The following is a 12537-nucleotide window of genomic DNA, read 5'->3' as shown; positions in this document are numbered from 1 at the left end:
CGGCCATGCCCCACTCCCCCGCTCCGCTGCGCCTGGGCGTCAACATCGACCATGTGGCGACCATCCGCAATGCCCGCGGGGGCGAGCATCCCGATCCGGTCAAGGCCGCGCTGCTGGCGGTCAAGGCCGGGGCGGACGGCATCACCGCCCATCTGCGCGAGGATCGCCGTCATATAAGGGATGAGGACATCGCCACGCTGATGGCGGCGCTCACCGTGCCGCTCAATCTCGAAATGGCGGCGACGCGGGAGATGCTGGGCATCGCGCTTCGGCACCGGCCCCACGCGGCCTGCATCGTGCCGGAAAAGCGCGAGGAACGGACTACCGAGGGCGGCCTTGACGCCGCCAGGCAGATCGAGGCGCTTCGCCCCATTGTCGAGGCGCTGGGCGAGGCGGGGGTGCGCGTCAGCCTGTTCATCGAGGCCGATCCGGCGCAGATCGAGGCCGCGATCCGCCTGGGCGCCCCGGTGGTAGAGTTCCACACGGGCCGTTACGCCCATGTGACGGGTGCCGAGCGAGCGGAAGAGTTGCGTCGCATCGCCGACGCTGCCGCGCTTGCCGCCAAGAACGGCATCGAAGCGCATGCGGGGCATGGCCTGACCTTCGACAATGTCGGCCCGATCGCCGCGATTCCGCAAGTGGCCGAGTTGAATATCGGCCATTTCCTGATCGGCGAGGCGATTTTCAGCGGCCTGGAGGGCAGTATCCGCGAGATGCGGCGACAGATGGAGCTGGTCCGATGAAAGCGGCAAAGGCGTGATCATCGGCCTGGGCTCCGACCTCTGCAATATCGAGCGGATCCAGCATTCCCTCGACCGCTTCGGCGAGCGATTCGAGAATCGCGTCTTCACCGAAATGGAACGCACCAAGGCCAATCGCCGCCCCTTCACCAAGGCGGGAACGCTTGCCAAGCGTTTCGCCGCCAAGGAGGCCTTTTCGAAGGCCGTGGGAACGGGCTTCAAGAAGGGCGTGTTCATGAAGGATATCGGCGTCGTCAACGCCCCCAGCGGCGCGCCGACGCTGGCACTGACCGGCGGCGCGCTCGCCCGGCTCGAATCGCTGGTGCCTGCGGGCCATCGCCCGGTCGTTCACCTGACGCTCACCGACGATCATCCATGGGCACAGGCATTTGTGATCATCGAAGCCCTGCCGTTATGATGGCGGGGCGCCACGAGCCGGAAATCCTTCCATGACGGCAGCCGACATGACCGAGAACCATTCCACGCAAGAGCCGTCGACCACTCCATCCTCCGAGCCGGAAAAAATCCCGGTCAACTGGTGGCAGGAGGCGAAGAGCATCAGCCTGCTGATCCTGGCGGTGCTGGCCTTCCACAGTTTTGTCGCCAAGCCCTTCTACATCCCCAGCGAATCGATGATGCCGGTGCTGCTGAAGGGCGACCGGCTGGTGGTGAGCAAATTTCCCTATGGCTGGTCCTATGTCTCGCCGAGTTTCCATCCCCTGCCCTTCCTGAAGGGACGGATCTTCGGTCACATGCCCCAGCGCGGAGACATCGTCATCGTCTCGCCGCAGAACAAGCGCGAGGATTATATCAAGCGCGTCATCGGCCTGCCCGGCGACATATTGGAAGTGCGCGGCGGCCAGGTCGTGCTGAACGGCGTGCCGGTTCCCCAAAAGGTGCTCAAGCCCATCCGCATTCCCGTGGACGGCAACGCCCCCTGTCCGGCGATGCAGTTCCCTGGCGCGCTCATGACCGACGCCAATGGCAAAAGCTGGTGCGAGTTGCCGGTACGGCAGGAGGTGCTGCCCAATGGCAAAAGCTATGTGGTCATCGACATGGGGCCCAGCACGCTCGACTGGTACGGGCCGGTGCGGATACCCGAAGGACATGTCTTCCTGATGGGCGACAATCGCGACAACAGCGCCGACAGCCGCGCGCCGCTGGAGGAAAACGGCCTCGGTGGACCAGTGCCGTGGGAAGCGATCGGCGGTCGCGCAGAATTCATCACCTTCTCGCTCGATGGCGATTCAAGCTGGAACCCGCTGAGCTGGCTCCACGCCTTCCGCAGCGGAAGGGCGGGGAACAGCCTGCGCCCGGCGAGCGTTGCCGTTCCGAAATAAGCTTTTGCAAAAGAGGTGCGGGTTGAGCGGCAAACAGGTTCATATCGAACAACCCGGCCCCAGCGAACTGCACAGTCCGCTGATCCAGCATGAGGTCAGACGGGCGGGGGTGTGGTTCGCCCTGGGCATCGCCGTCGCGCTGGTCGTGCTGCTGGCCCAGCCGCTGTTGCTGATCATGGGCGCACTGGTGCTGACGACGATGATGGACGGCGGCACCCGGCTGCTGGGGCGGATACTGCCGATCGGGCGGGGCTGGCGACTGGCGATCGTGTTGGTCGCCGCCCTCGCCTTCCTCGTCTATACCTTCTATCTCACCGGATCGAGCCTGGCGACGCAGGCGCAGGCGATGCGCACCATCGTCGAAACCCAGGTCAACCGCATCGGCGGCTGGTTGCAGCAAATGGGCGTCACCACCACGCCGGAGGATTTCAAGAGCCTCGCCAGCCAGGCCATGAACTCGCTGGGCCGGGTGACGGCCGCGGTCGGGACGGCAGTGGGCGCCATCACCAGCGGCGTGATGATGCTGGTGCTTGCGATCTTCATCGCCATCGAACCCAAACTATATGAACGCGGCGTCGCCTGGATGCTGCCGATGGACAAGCGCAACCATTTCTATGCCGTTGCCGACCGGATGGGCTGGACGCTGCGCCGGCTGATGTTCGGACGGCTGATCGGCATGGCGGTGGAGGGTGTCGGCACCTGGCTGCTGCTCTGGGCGGGGGGCGTGCCGATGGCGGGCTTGCTGGGCATATTGACCGGATTGTTCGCCTTCCTGCCCAATATCGGTTCGATCATTTCAGGCGTGCTGATCGTGCTGGTCGGCTTTTCGGCGGGTCCCCATGCGGGACTTTATGCCTTTGGCGTCTATCTGGTGGTGCAGATCGTCGATGGCTATCTGATCGTGCCGATGGTGGCCAAGCGCGCCACCGACCTTGCCCCCGCTTTGGTGTTGGCGGCACAAATCCTGTTCGGCGCATTGTTCGGTATCATGGGTCTGTTCCTGGCCGATCCCATCGTCGCCATGGTCAAGGTCTGGCTGGAGGAACGCGCCAAGACGCTGGAGGCGAGGGCAGAAAGCGCCGCTGCCGTCCCCGTCACGGCATAAGAAAAAGGGCCGGGAAATCCCGACCCTCTCTCCTTTTCGACTGTCACACGCGGATCAATGCCCGGACGGCGGCATTGCGCCCTGCTGCTGCATCATCTGCTGCATGCGCATGATGTCCGCCTTGGACTTGAAATCGTGCAACTGGACATCGAACACCAGCACCGAATTGGCGGGGATCGGCCCCGCCGCCTGCTCGCCATAGCCAAGCTGCGGCGGAATCCACAGGCGGTACTTGCCGCCCTTCTTCATCTTCTGCAGGCCTTCGGAGAAGCCCGGGACGACACCATCGACCGGCATGGCGGTCTGCGGGTTCTCGTCGAACACGGTGCCGTCGAGCAGCGCGCCCTTATAGCCCACCAGCGCCACGTCGGCGGCCGTCGGGCTGGGGCCGGCGCCTTCTTCCAGCACCTTGTACTGCAAGCCCGATTCGGTCGTCACCACGCCCGCCTCATGCGCGTTACGCGTGAGGAAGGTGGCCGGCGACGGCTCCACGCCACGCTGCCCGGCCCAGGCCAGACCGCCAGCTGCCAGCGCAACCGCGGCAACACCGACCCAGAGGCGCGTCAGCGACCCCTTGGCGATAGGACGAAGGGGAACGGCTGTCGTGGACATGAACCTGGGCCTCGCAGTTGGTGCGGGTGTATTTTTCAGCAGAAGAACGGGACGATCAGGCGACCGCCCCGGTAACGACGATCCTTAACGGACGCCGTCGCGCTCAGCGCGCTTGCGCTCCAGCTTGCGGGCGCGGCGAACGGCCGCCGCCTTTTCGCGGGCGCGCTTTTCCGAGGGCTTCTCATAGTGACGGCGCAGCTTCATCTCGCGATACACGCCCTCACGCTGCAGCTTCTTCTTGAGCGCGCGCAGGGCCTGGTCGACATTGTTGTCGCGAACGATGATTTGCATAAGCCAGTCAAACTCCAGTCGAAAACGGACGGATCGCCAGGAAACATAACCCTTCCCGACGGGCCGCCCGAATGAAATAGCGGTGAGTCGCCGCAGGTCACCCTGCGCCGTGTGGGGCGCGCCCTACCAGCAGAGTCGCGCAAATTCAACCCAAAAGCCGCGCCTCTCGACACGGGACACCGCAAAGCGGATAGTCCCCGCATAAACCAAGGAGGAGGATCGCCATGGCAACCGCCGTCCCCAAACCCACCATCTCCGCCAGCGAATGGGAGGCACGCCAGCAACTGGCGGCCTGTTACCGCGTCTTCGACCATCTGGGCTGGTCGGAACTCATCTACAACCACATCACCCTGCGCGTACCTGAAGAGGAAAATGCCTTTCTGATCAATCCCTTCGGCTTGCTCTACAGCGAGGTGACGGCATCGAACCTGGTCAAGATCGACATCGATGGCCATGTACTGGACGGCAGCCCCTATCCGGTCAACCGCGCCGGCTTCACCCAGCACAGCATCTTCCACCGCCATCTGCCCGATGCGCATTGCATCATCCATACCCACACGACAGCCGGCATGGCGGTGAGCGCGACGCAGGAGGGGCTCACCGCTACCAATTTCTATGCCGCCGCCTTCATCGACAGAATCGCCTACCATGATTTCGAAGGGGTCACGATTCGGCCGGAGGAAGGCGAAAGGCTGATCGCGCATCTCGGCGCCCGCCGGATCATGATGCTGCGCAACCACGGCACGCTGGTCATGGCGAAGAGCCTGCCGCAAGCCTTTCTGACCCAATGGATGCTGCAACGCGCCTGCGAGATCCAGGTCGCCACCGGAGCGGCCGGGACGCCCGTCGAGATTCCCCCGGATGTCATCGCCGTCCACCAGCGCGACCTTTCCGGCGTGCAATTGCCCGCGGGACCCGGCGTACCCGATTTCGAGGCGATGGTCCGCAGGATCGACCGGATCGATCCGGGCTGGCGCGGCTGAACCGCGGCGATTTCAAGGGGCGCGGCGCATCCTGCTTGCCCCCGGCCTCTTATTTCAGCATCTTGCGGCCCCATGCCCGCAATCCGCCCGGAACGCTCGATCATCCTGCTGCTGCTGGCGCTACTGATCGTCGTCGTCGCGGTCGGCAGTACCTATTGGCTCTACGCCGTGCAGCAGCGCGTCAATATCTGGGTCCAGCATACGCTGCGCGTCGAAAATCAGCTCTCGACCCTGCTGCTCCATGTGCAGGAGGCTGAAAGCAGCCAGCGCGGCTTCATGCTGACACGCGAGGATTCCTTCCTCGGCCCCTATGACAGCTTCCGCCGCCAATGGCGCGGGGAACTGGCTGCTCTGAGGGCCGAGATCCTTGACAATCCACCCCAGGCGCAAGCTGTCGAAGCGCTGGAAAATCTGCTCGACGACCGGCTTTTCCTGATGCGCACCGGGATCGAGCGTCGCCGCAGGGACGAAGCGATCGCCCCGGAAGATTTCCACGCCGGCATGGTCACGATGGCGAAGATCCGCGCCCAGGTGGCGGCGATGCGGGCGCGTGAGGCGCTGTTGCTCAAACGCCGTACCGCCAATGACAATCATCTGGGCATGCTGGTATCGGTCGGCATGGCGGTTTCCGCCGTGTTGGTCACGCTGCTGGGCGCCCTCGCGCTGCGCACTGCCCATCGCCGGGTGGCCGAAGCGACCGAAAGCCAGCTGGCGCTGAGCGACGCCAACAAACGCCTGATCGCAGAGGGGCAGGAGCGCGAATCCGCCGAAGCACAATTGCGCCAGATGCAGAAGATGGAATCCATCGGCCAACTGACCGGCGGCATCGCCCATGATTTCAACAATATGCTGGCCATTGTCATCGGCTCGCTCGACATTGCGCGCCGCCGCCTGACACGGGACATCGATCCGCGCATCGCCAGGGGCATCGACAACGCCGCTGAAGGCGCTCAGCGTGCCGCGCAGCTGACCGCGCGATTGCTTGCCTTTTCCCGCCAGCAACCGCTCGACCCGCAGCCCACCGACGTCAACAAGCTGGTCGGCGGCATGTCCGAATTGCTGCGCCGGACGATCGGCGAGAGCATCCGCGTCGAAACCGTGCTCGCGGGCGGGCTGTGGCGCGCCAGCATCGATGCCGGCCAGCTTGAATCCGCGATCATCAACCTGTGCGTCAATTCGCGCGACGCCATGCCGACAGGTGGCCGGTTGACGATCGAAACAGCCAACGCGCATCTCGACGATGCCTATGTCGCGGCCCATGGCGACGTCGAGGCGGGTCAATATGTCATGGTATCGGTGACCGACAGCGGAACCGGCATGCCCTCCGAGGTGGTCGAACGCGCATTCGACCCCTTCTTCACTACCAAGGGCGTCGGCAAGGGCACCGGATTGGGGTTGAGCCAGGTGTTCGGCTTCATCAAGCAATCGCGGGGCCATGTGAAAATCTATTCCGAGCCCGGCCAAGGCACGATCATCAAGATATATCTGCCACGCCATTATGGACCGGATGTCGCGATCGGCAGCGTGACGGTCATGCCGACGGAACTACCCCGTGCAAGGGCGGAGGAGATCATCCTGGTGGTCGAGGATGAGGAACGGGTCCGCCATATGTCGGTCGATTCGCTGCGGGAGCTGGGCTACATCATCGTTCAGGCCTCCGATGGGGAGCAGGCGCTGGAAATGCTGACCATCCAGCCGCGGATCGACATGCTGTTCACCGACATCGTCATGCCCGGCATCAACGGCCGTGTGCTGGCCGACCGGGCGCGGGAAAGCCATCCCGGCCTGAAAATCCTCTACACCACCGGCTACACCCGCAATGCGATCGTCCATAACGGCATGCTCGACCCCGGCGTATCCTTCCTTGCCAAGCCGTTCACGCTGGATCAACTGGCAGTGAAAGTGCGGCAGGTGCTGGACGCCGTGGAAAACTGATCCGGATTATGGACAGCGATAAAAAGAACATATAGCGAACAATCATGACCGCCCTTTGTACCCGGCAAAAGCTGGAAATCCTCGCCGACGCGGCAAAATACGACGCGTCCTGCGCATCGTCCGGCACCGCGAAACGCGACAGTGCATCGGGACGGAAAGGCGGCATCGGCTCCACCGAGGGAATGGGTATCTGCCATGCCTATGCGCCTGACGGCCGGTGCATATCGCTGCTCAAGATATTGCTGACCAACAGCTGCATTTTCGACTGCCATTATTGCATCAACCGCCGGTCGAGCGATGTGCGCCGGGCCCGCTTCACGGTGCGGGAAGTGGTCGACCTGACGCTGAATTTCTACCGCCGCAACTATATCGAAGGCCTGTTCCTCTCTTCCGGCATCATCCGTTCATCCGACTATACGATGGAACAACTCGTCGCGGTCGCACGCAGCCTGCGCGAGGAGCATGATTTTCGGGGCTATATCCACCTCAAGACCATTCCCGATGCAGACCCCGAACTGGCGCACCAGGCAGGCCTCTATGCCGACCGCTTGTCGATCAACATCGAACTGCCGACCGAGCAGGGCTTGCGGAAACTGGCGCCGGAAAAGGACAAGCGACGGATCGAGGCGGCCATGGCCGGGATGCGCGACGCGATCGAGGACGGGGCGGATGCCAGCCGCCGTTACGCCCATGCGCCGCGCTTCGCACCGGCGGGCCAGTCGACGCAGATGATCGTCGGCGCGGACCAGGCGGACGACCGCGCGATCATCCGGCAGGCCAGTTCGCTCTACGGCCGCCACAAGCTGCGCCGGGTCTATTACAGCGCCTTTTCACCCATAGCCTCGCCCAGCAGCGTGCTGCCACTCAAGCGCCCGCCACTGATGCGGGAACATCGGCTGTATCAGTCGGACTGGATGATGCGCTTTTACGGCTATTCGGCGCAGGAACTGGAGAGTGCCACCGACCCCGAGACCGGCTGCCTTCCGCTGGATATCGACCCAAAACTCGCCTGGGCGCTGCGGCACCGCGACGTCTTTCCGGTCGATATCAACCGCGCCCCACGCGAGGCGCTGCTGCGGGTGCCCGGCCTGGGCGTCAAGGCGGTGGAGCGCATTATATCGAGCCGCCGCCATCGACGCTTGCGGCTGGACGATATCGCGCGGCTGACCCGGAGCATCGCCAAACTGCGTCCTTTCCTGATCGCCAGCGACTGGCGGCCGGTCCAGTTGGCCGATCGGCTCGACCTGCAAAGGCGGCCTGCGTCGCCTGACGCGCAATATGAGCTTTTTCGATGAGTCGCAGGCATTTTGCCGTTGATCGGTGCGGCGGTTCATGTTTTTCTTGTCCAACGCAAGGAAAGGGTCGGATTTTTGGCGACGAAGTGGAACGATGGCGCACCGCACCGCACGGGGTATGCTCGGCGGATGAGCAGCCATCTTGCCGCCGCGCTGGTCGTTTTCTGCCTGCTTCAGATCTTCATCGTCGCGAAGATGGGCGGTTCGCTGCTGCTGCATCTGGGCATCATCATCGCAATCGGCGGCTTTGCCATCGCGGCACGCGGATTGGAACGGCGCTGGGAGATGCTCGATCAAAGCGGCCTGTCTGCCCACGGGCTGGCCATCCGCTTCCGCCGCGACCTCCTGCAACTCTGGTCCGCCAGCATCATGGGCGGGTTGCTCTGGATTCCCGTCGCGATCATCTTTCGCGCCCTGTTCGGCTGAACCCAAAGCCGCGATCCCTCGTTGTTCCTTCCGGATAAGAAGGAGCATGCCCCATGGCCGACGCCAGCATTTTCGATCGATTGAAGCAGGATCACGACGCCCATCGCCAGCTATTCGACAAGATGTCGGATGCAAAGGACGATCCCGACCGGCTGGAAAAGCTGTTCGAGCAATTCAAGGTGGAAGCGACCGCCCATGCCGCAGCGGAGGAGGAAACGCTCTACGCCACCATGCTGGCGCGGCCCGACCTGCGCGAAGATGCCCAGCAAAGCGTGTCGGAACATAAGGAAATCGACGATTATCTCGAAGAATTGGAAGGCGTTGCCTTCAACGGCGAGGAATGGAACCGTATTTTCGCCCGACTGAAGAAGCGTTACCTCCACCATATCGACGAGGAAGAGGAGGAGATGTTCCCGGATGCCGCCAGGGAATTGACGGCGGAAGAGGAGCAGGAGCTGGCAACCCAGTTCGCCCGGCGCAAACCGGCGGAATTGCAGCGCGCGGAAGGGGACGATTAAGCGCCATGTATCGTGCGCGGCTGAACGGGCCGGATGATTTCGACGGTTGGCGCCAGGCCGCGCGCACCTTTGCCCTAGCCGGAACGGCACCGGCCGACATTGTCTGGCAATGCGGAGATGCGGACGATCTGTTCGCCACGGACGAACCGCCGCCTCCTCCCGAAGCGGCTGCCTTTTCCGTCCCACGCACCTTCGTCGAGCTGGCCGAGACGGCTATCCTGCACCGCGATCCGGAACGTTTTGCGCTGCTTTATGCCTTGCTCATCCAATCGCGCGATCGCCCGGCCAGTCTGGAAGACCGGGCCGATCCGCTGGTCCGCAGGGTGGAGGGGTTGGCCAAGGCCGTCCGACGCGATCTGCACAAGATGCGCGCCTTCGTCCGCTTCCGGGAACTGGCAACCCCGGACGGGCCGCGCTTCGTCGCCTGGTTCGAGCCGGAGCATCATATCGTACGTGCCAATGCCGGCTTCTTCGTGCGGCGCTTCGCATCGATGCGATGGTCGATACTGACGCCCGAGATCAGTATCCATTGGGATGGTGAAACGTTGTCCGAGGGGCCGGGCGCCACCTGTCAGGATGCGTCGGGAAACGATCCGGTCGAGCAGATCTGGAGGGGTTATTATGCGGCGATCTTCAATCCGGCACGGCTCAAAATCGGTGCGATGCTTTCCGAAATGCCCCGCAAATATTGGCGCAACCTGCCTGAAGCCGCGCTTATTCCGGAATTGGTGGCCGGCGCCCAGGCACGGGAGGCTGCCATGATCGCCACGCCGCCCAAGCCCGCCCGCCCGAAAATCACCCACCACGGGAATGCCGCCACCGCATGGCATGCATTGCGCGAGGAGGCGATGGGCTGCACGCGTTGCCCGCTCCATCGCGACACCACACAGACGGTATTCGGGGAAGGACCGGTGGATGCGCGACTGATGTTCATCGGCGAACAGCCGGGCGATCAGGAGGATTTGGCGGGCCGCCCGTTCGTCGGTCCGGCTGGCCGCCTGTTCGACCAGGCCCTGGAGGAAGCCGGGATCGACCGGGGGCGAACCTATGTCACCAATGCCGTCAAGCATTTCAAGCATGAGCGGCGCGGCAAGAGGCGCATCCACCAGACACCGGAAACCCCCGATATCCAGGCCTGCCGCTGGTGGCTGACACAGGAATTGGAGTTGATCCAACCCCGCATCATCGTTGCCCTGGGCGCCACGGCGGGACGCGCACTGCTGGGCAAGGCCGTGACGATCAACCGCCTACGGGGTGCGCCGATCGCGCTGGAAAACAAGGTTCAGGGCTGGATCACCGTGCATCCCAGCTATTTGCTGCGGGTGCCTGACGAAGCGCGCAAGGTGGAGGAACGGACCCGCTTCGTCAAGGAATTGCGGGATATAGGCGAGCAGTTGAAGGCTCTTGCCTGAACCGTTTCAGAGCAGGCCCAGCCGCGACAACTCCCCCAACATGGACGGAGGCATGGCATCAAGGTCGCTGACCTCGCCCGCGCCCAAATCGGGCGGCGCATCCTTGCCTTCCAGATAGCGCCAACCCTGATGGGCGCGCTTCGGCTGCGCCCGCACAGCGATCAGACGCGGCTCCAGCCGAATCCAGTAACGCCCCTGCCCGGTTTCCTGAAAGCCGAGGATCGGGCTGCGGCCGACAAGCTGATGCCCGTGTATCCAGTAAAGAGAACCGCCGGCCAGTTCCTCCACCCGCTTGGGCAGATAGCGCGTGGTCAGCCGCGCCTCCTCCGCATGATTCTCCAACCAGGTCCTGAGCGTGGCGGGGCTTTCGCTCTGGAAAGCGATCTTGGTGAGGTGCAGCGGCATGGCGAAAAGATCGGGTGCCCGAACAGGCCGGTCAAGGGCGGGCTACAGCCCCCAGACCGTCGCCAGCCCAAGGAAAGAGAAAAAGCCCATCACGTCGGTCATCGTCGTCACGAAAACGGCGGACGAAACGGCGGGATCGACATTCATCCGGTCCAGCACGACCGGGATCAATATGCCCGACAGCCCGGCCACCAGATTGTTGATCAGCATGGCGAGCGCGATGACGATCCCCAGATCGTGATTGCCATAGATCAGTCCCACCGCCACCCCGATCAATATGCCCAGCGCCGTGCCGTTGGCGCAGGCGATGCGGAATTCGCGGAGAATCTGGCGGACGGTGTTGGAACTGGTGAGCTGGTTGGTGGCGAGCGCGCGCACCGCCACCGCCATGGTCTGCGTTCCGGCATTGCCGCCCATGCCCGACACGATCGGCATCAGCACCGCCAGCACGACATATTTGGATATGGTCCCCTGGAACAACCCGACCACCGAAGCCGCCAGGATAGCAGTGCCGAGGTTGACCACCAGCCAGGACAGGCGCGTGCGCACCGTTTCCCAGATCGGCTGGTTGATGTCGCCCTCACCCGCGCCGGACAGGCGGAGGATATCCTCACCCGCCTCCTCGGAGATGATGTGGACGATGTCGTCCACGGTGATCATGCCGACCAGCCGCCCGCTGCCGTCCACCACGGCGGCGGAAATGAGCGCATATTTCTGGAACCGCAGCGCGACCTCTTCCTGGTCCATGTCGACCGGGATCAGCGTCTGTTCGCGCTTCATCAGGTCCGCCATGGCGACGCTGCGTGGGCAGGTCAGCACCCAGCTCAACTGGCAGGTGCCGATCGGCCTGTGGGCTTCGTCGACGACGAAGATTTCCCAGAAATCCGACGTCAGGTCGCGATTATCGCGCAGATAGTCGATCACCTGCCCGACCGTCATATGCTCCGGCACCGCGACCAGATCGCGCTGCATCAGGCGCCCGGCGGATTCCTCGGGATAGGAGAGCGCGCTTTCGATGGCGGCGCGGTCCTCCGGCTCCATCGCTTCGAGGACGGCCTGCTGGTCGGCCTCCTCCATATCCTCGATGATGGCGACTGCGTCGTCGGTGTCCAGTTCGGCGGCGAACTCCGCCACCTGCTCGGGCGCGAGTGCGTCGAGAATATCCTCGCGGACATAATCGTTGAGTTCGGACAGAACCTCCGCGCCGACCAGATCGCCCAGCGCGGCCGCAACCTCGCCGCGCCGTTCGGACGGGGTCAGTTCGAGAAGGTCGGCAATGTCGGCGGGGTGCAGCGGCGAAACCAGTTCGCGCGCGCGCTCCCGGTCATCCTCCTCCACCGCGTCCAGCACGGCGGAGACGAATTCGCCCTTCAGCCGGTCATCCTCGTCATGACGGGATTCGGTTTGTTCAGCGGCAATATCGCCCAATTCGTCCGGCCGGGGTTCGGCCGTATCGGCTCGTTCGCTCATCGCGT

Annotated in this window: 14 protein-coding genes; 10 read left to right on the top strand and 4 right to left on the bottom strand. The window is 63.7% G+C overall.

Annotated elements, in window-relative coordinates; translation table 11 throughout:
- Positions 1-5 precede the first annotated feature (5 nt).
- From CAF53_RS08640 to CAF53_RS08625, 4 genes are read left to right on the top strand one after another with little or no spacing between them, the layout of a single operon-like run.
- Positions 6-743, top strand: a complete 738-nt coding sequence (locus tag CAF53_RS08640; RefSeq protein ID WP_100237854.1) for a pyridoxine 5'-phosphate synthase — start codon at positions 6-8, stop codon at positions 741-743.
- 13 nt (positions 744-756) lie between these two features.
- Complete coding sequence (gene acpS, locus CAF53_RS08635) at positions 757-1158, top strand: holo-ACP synthase (RefSeq protein ID WP_100237853.1); 402 nt, start codon at positions 757-759, stop codon at positions 1156-1158.
- Between the two features lie 31 nt (positions 1159-1189).
- On the top strand, positions 1190-2080 hold the full coding sequence (lepB, locus tag CAF53_RS08630; protein ID WP_046762265.1) for a signal peptidase I: 891 nt from the start codon (positions 1190-1192) through the stop codon (positions 2078-2080).
- 22 nt (positions 2081-2102) lie between these two features.
- Positions 2103-3185 carry an AI-2E family transporter gene (locus CAF53_RS08625; protein WP_197707383.1) on the top strand — a complete coding sequence of 361 codons (1083 nt, stop codon included), beginning with the start codon at positions 2103-2105 and terminating at the stop codon, positions 3183-3185.
- 54 nt (positions 3186-3239) lie between these two features.
- Here the strand turns inward: CAF53_RS08625 and CAF53_RS08620 are convergent, their stop codons facing one another.
- Positions 3240-3797, bottom strand: a complete 558-nt coding sequence (locus tag CAF53_RS08620; RefSeq protein WP_100237852.1) for an FKBP-type peptidyl-prolyl cis-trans isomerase — start codon at positions 3795-3797, stop codon at positions 3240-3242.
- 84 nt (positions 3798-3881) lie between these two features.
- On the bottom strand, positions 3882-4088 hold the full coding sequence (gene rpsU / locus CAF53_RS08615; protein WP_004208618.1) for a 30S ribosomal protein S21: 207 nt from the start codon (positions 4086-4088) through the stop codon (positions 3882-3884).
- Between the two features lie 224 nt (positions 4089-4312).
- On the opposite strand from rpsU, the gene CAF53_RS08610 reads away from it, so the two are divergent.
- The 6 genes from CAF53_RS08610 to CAF53_RS08585 all read left to right on the top strand — a co-directional run bounded on the left by CAF53_RS08610 (position 4313) and on the right by CAF53_RS08585 (position 10657).
- Complete coding sequence (locus tag CAF53_RS08610; RefSeq protein WP_046762262.1) at positions 4313-5071, top strand: class II aldolase/adducin family protein; 759 nt, start codon at positions 4313-4315, stop codon at positions 5069-5071.
- 72 nt (positions 5072-5143) lie between these two features.
- Positions 5144-7006 (top strand): CHASE3 domain-containing protein, encoded by a 1863-nt coding sequence (locus CAF53_RS08605; RefSeq protein WP_100237851.1) that lies wholly within the window; start codon positions 5144-5146, stop codon positions 7004-7006.
- A 44-nt stretch (positions 7007-7050) separates the two neighbouring features.
- Positions 7051-8301 (top strand): putative DNA modification/repair radical SAM protein, encoded by a 1251-nt coding sequence (locus tag CAF53_RS08600; protein ID WP_046762260.1) that lies wholly within the window; start codon positions 7051-7053, stop codon positions 8299-8301.
- Between the two features lie 129 nt (positions 8302-8430).
- Positions 8431-8727, top strand: a complete 297-nt coding sequence (locus tag CAF53_RS08595; protein WP_100238744.1) for a hypothetical protein — start codon at positions 8431-8433, stop codon at positions 8725-8727.
- Positions 8728-8780: 53 nt separating this feature from the next.
- Entirely contained in the window at positions 8781-9245 is a 465-nt protein-coding gene (locus CAF53_RS08590) for a hemerythrin domain-containing protein (RefSeq protein WP_100237850.1), read from the top strand.
- A 5-nt stretch (positions 9246-9250) separates the two neighbouring features.
- Positions 9251-10657, top strand: a complete 1407-nt coding sequence (locus CAF53_RS08585; RefSeq protein ID WP_100237849.1) for a UdgX family uracil-DNA binding protein — start codon at positions 9251-9253, stop codon at positions 10655-10657.
- Positions 10658-10663: 6 nt separating this feature from the next.
- Here CAF53_RS08585 and CAF53_RS08580 read toward each other — a convergent pair whose 3' ends face one another.
- Positions 10664-11062: a DUF1489 domain-containing protein gene (locus CAF53_RS08580; protein ID WP_046762257.1), complete on the bottom strand. Its 399-nt coding sequence runs from the start codon at positions 11060-11062 to the stop codon at positions 10664-10666.
- A gap of 42 nt (positions 11063-11104) precedes the next feature.
- Entirely contained in the window at positions 11105-12532 is a 1428-nt protein-coding gene (gene mgtE, locus CAF53_RS08575) for a magnesium transporter (protein WP_100237848.1), read from the bottom strand.
- Positions 12533-12537: the final 5 nt, after the last annotated feature.

The organism is Sphingobium sp. LB126 (assembly GCF_002795205.1).
Classification (GTDB): Bacteria; Pseudomonadota; Alphaproteobacteria; order Sphingomonadales; family Sphingomonadaceae; genus Sphingobium; species Sphingobium chungbukense.
This window is presented reverse-complemented; position numbering and strand designations above follow the sequence as displayed.

Coding starts and splice junctions, on each gene's coding strand:
- CAF53_RS08600 (WP_046762260.1), top strand. CDS start 7,051: ATGACCGCCCTTTGTACCCGGCAAAAGCTGGAAATCCTCGCCGACGCG.
- CAF53_RS08580 (WP_046762257.1), bottom strand. CDS start 11,062: ATGCCGCTGCACCTCACCAAGATCGCTTTCCAGAGCGAAAGCCCCGCC.
- CAF53_RS08595 (WP_100238744.1), top strand. CDS start 8,431: ATGAGCAGCCATCTTGCCGCCGCGCTGGTCGTTTTCTGCCTGCTTCAG.
- rpsU (WP_004208618.1), bottom strand. CDS start 4,088: ATGCAAATCATCGTTCGCGACAACAATGTCGACCAGGCCCTGCGCGCG.
- CAF53_RS08605 (WP_100237851.1), top strand. CDS start 5,144: ATGCCCGCAATCCGCCCGGAACGCTCGATCATCCTGCTGCTGCTGGCG.
- CAF53_RS08610 (WP_046762262.1), top strand. CDS start 4,313: ATGGCAACCGCCGTCCCCAAACCCACCATCTCCGCCAGCGAATGGGAG.
- mgtE (WP_100237848.1), bottom strand. CDS start 12,532: ATGAGCGAACGAGCCGATACGGCCGAACCCCGGCCGGACGAATTGGGC.
- CAF53_RS08640 (WP_100237854.1), top strand. CDS start 6: ATGCCCCACTCCCCCGCTCCGCTGCGCCTGGGCGTCAACATCGACCAT.
- CAF53_RS08585 (WP_100237849.1), top strand. CDS start 9,251: ATGTATCGTGCGCGGCTGAACGGGCCGGATGATTTCGACGGTTGGCGC.
- CAF53_RS08590 (WP_100237850.1), top strand. CDS start 8,781: ATGGCCGACGCCAGCATTTTCGATCGATTGAAGCAGGATCACGACGCC.
- lepB (WP_046762265.1), top strand. CDS start 1,190: ATGACGGCAGCCGACATGACCGAGAACCATTCCACGCAAGAGCCGTCG.
- CAF53_RS08620 (WP_100237852.1), bottom strand. CDS start 3,797: ATGTCCACGACAGCCGTTCCCCTTCGTCCTATCGCCAAGGGGTCGCTG.